Annotated in this window: 3 protein-coding genes; all 3 read right to left on the bottom strand. The window is 72.0% G+C overall.

The window, feature by feature from the left end:
* Positions 1-382: ATP-binding cassette domain-containing protein (locus tag HW578_RS25310; RefSeq protein WP_198373472.1), on the bottom strand; the 382-nt coding region annotated here is incomplete at its 3' end.
* Positions 375-1,640: a lipoprotein-releasing ABC transporter permease subunit gene (locus tag HW578_RS25315; protein WP_198373475.1), complete on the bottom strand. Its 1,266-nt coding sequence runs from the start codon at positions 1,638-1,640 to the stop codon at positions 375-377. The genes HW578_RS25315 and HW578_RS25310, both read right to left, overlap by 8 nt.
* A partial coding sequence (locus HW578_RS25320) for an FtsX-like permease family protein (protein WP_232479274.1) occupies positions 1,633-2,604 on the bottom strand: 972 nt, incomplete at its 5' end. The genes HW578_RS25320 and HW578_RS25315, both read right to left, overlap by 8 nt.

A 2,604-nucleotide genomic window follows, 5' to 3' on the forward strand; every position in this document is an offset into this window, starting at 1 on the left:
GCGCCCGCGCGCCGGCCGCGCCGCGGGCGACACCGGCGGCCATCTGCGGCAGGGCGATGTTCTCCTCCGCCGTGAACTCCGGCAGCAGGTGATGGAACTGGTAGACGAAGCCGATGGTGGTGCGGCGGATCGCCGTGCGCGCGTCATCCGAGAGCGAGCCGGCGGCGCGGCCGGCCACGAAGACCTCGCCGTCATCGGGCCTCTCGAGCAGGCCGGCCAGGTGCAGCAGCGTGGACTTGCCGGTGCCCGACGGCGCCACCAGCGCGACGATCTCCCCCGCGACGAGCGTGAGGTCCGCGCCGCGCAGCACGGGCAGTTCGCCCGCCTCGGTGCGGTAACGGCGCTCCACGCCCGCGAGGCGCAGCGGCGGATGGTCATTCACTGCGGAGCGCCTCCACGGGATCGAGGCGCGCGGCGCGCCAGGAGGGAAACACCGTGGCCACCAGCGACAAGGCGAGGCCAAGCCCCGCAACCTGCGCCACTTCCCACGGATCGACCACGGCCGGGATGCGCGTGAGGAAGTAGATCTCGGGGTCGAACACGGTGGTGCCGGTGGCGCGCATCAGCGCCTGGCGGATCGCCTCGATATTCGCGCAGAAGAGCAGGCCCAGCGCCAAGCCGACCGCCGTGCCCACACCGCCGATCGCGGCACCGCAGAGCAGGAAGATGCGCATCACCGCGCCCCTGCCCGCCCCCATGGTGCGCAGGATGGCGATGTCGCGCCCCTTGTCCTTCACCAGCATGATCAGGGAGGAAATGATGTTGAAGGCGGCGACCAGGATGATCAGCGTCAGGATCAGGAACATCACGTTGCGCTGCACTTCCACGATCTGGAAGAAGCCGGAATTGGCCCGCTGCCAGTCGAGGATGACGATCGGCCGGCCGGCCAGCGCGCGGCGGATGCCATCGGCGGCGGCGTAGGACAGTGCCGGGTCGCGCAGATGCACCTCGATCTGGCTGACCTGGGCCGGCTGGCGGAAGAAGACCTGCGCGGCCGCGAGCGGCTGGTAGACGAAGCCGCCATCGTAGTCCTGCATGCCCACTTCGAAGATCGCCACCACGCGATAGGCGCGCAGCCGCGGCACGGTGCCGAAGACGGTGACGCGGCCCTCCGGCGAGACCAGCGTCACGCGGTCGCCCACCGTCACGTCGAGGCGCCGCGCCAGAACCGTGCCGATGGCGATGGCGTCGTCGCCCTCGAATGCATCGAGGCTTCCGGCGCGGATGTTGTCCGCAATGATGGCGCGGGCCCGCAGGTCGGCCGGCGCCATGCCGCGCACCAGGCCGCCGGCCGAGGCCCCCGCATCGGTGGTCAGCAGCACCTGGCCCTCCAGCGTGGGCACGGCCGTGGTGACTTCCGGCAGGGCGCGGATGCGGCGCGCGATGTCGTCGTAGTCGCGCAGCGTGCCTTCCGCGGCCACCACGCCGAGATGCCCGTTCAGCCCCACGATGCGGCCGAGCAGTTCCTGCCGGAACCCGCCCATCACCGAGAGCACCACGATCAGCGTGCCGACGCCGAGTGCGATGCCCGCCAGCGAGAAGCCCGCGATGAGGGAGACGGCGCGCTCGCCCCGGCGCGCGCGCAGGTAGCGCCCGGCCACCGCGCGTTCGAAGGCACCGAAGGCGCGCGCCTCAGCCATGGCGCAGCGCCTCCGCCGGGTCGATCCGCGCAGCGCGCCAAGAGGGCCAAAGCGTGGCCAGCAGCGACAGCGCGAAGCCGATCGCGACGATCGCCGCCACCTCCCGCGCATCCACGACCGATGGCAGCGACATGAGGAAGCGCAGTTCGGCCGGCAGCGCGACGGAGGCCTCGATCTGCATCAGCAGCGCCTTGAGTGCGGGGAAATTGGTGGCGATGCCGAGCCCGAGCCCGAAGCCCAGCAGCGTGCCGCCGCAGCCGATCGTGGCGCCGCAGAGGATGAAGATGCGCAGCACCGCCCCGCGCGGCGCGCCCATGGTGCGCAGGATGGCGATGTCCCGCCCCTTGTCCTTCACCAGCATGGTCAGCGAGGAGATGATGTTGAAGGCCGCCACCACCACGATGAGGGTGAGGATCAGGAACATCACGTTCCGCTCCACCACCACCGCGGCGTAGATGCTGCTGTTGGCGCGCTGCCAGTCGGACACGCGCAGCCCGGGCAGCAGGGCGCGCACCTCGGTGGTCAGGGCCGCGACGCGCGACGGGTCGGCGACCAGGACTTCGACCTGGGTCGCGTCGTCGTTCAGGCCGAACAGGGATCGCGCGGTGGCGATGGGCACGAAGATGGTGCGGCCATCGACCTCCGGCATGCCGACATCGAAGGTCGCGACCACCCGCAGCGCGCGCTGGCGCGGGGCCTCGGTGAAGTCGCCGCCGCGCGCCTGGGGCAGCACCAGCGTCAGCGTATCGCCGGGCTGCAGGCGCATGCGCTGCGCGAGGCGCGCGCCGATCACCACGCTGTCCTCCTCGCCGAAGGCCGCGAGGTCACCCTGGCGCAGCCCGCGCCGGATGACGGGGCGTGCGCGCAGCGCCTCGGGCGGCAGGCCGCGCAGCTGTGCGGCGGCCGGGATCGGAGGGGCGCACGTCCGGACCCCAGTCACGGCTAGGTCTCCAGAGCCGACTCC

Source organism: Roseomonas rosulenta (assembly GCF_016106005.1).
Taxonomy (GTDB): domain Bacteria; phylum Pseudomonadota; class Alphaproteobacteria; order Acetobacterales; family Acetobacteraceae; genus Neoroseomonas; species Neoroseomonas rosulenta.

What these genes read in the sequence shown, in the direction of transcription:
- HW578_RS25315 (WP_198373475.1), bottom strand. Translation starts at nt 1,640, where the DNA reads ATGGCTGAGGCGCGCGCCTTCGGTGCCTTCGAACGCGCGGTGGCCGGG.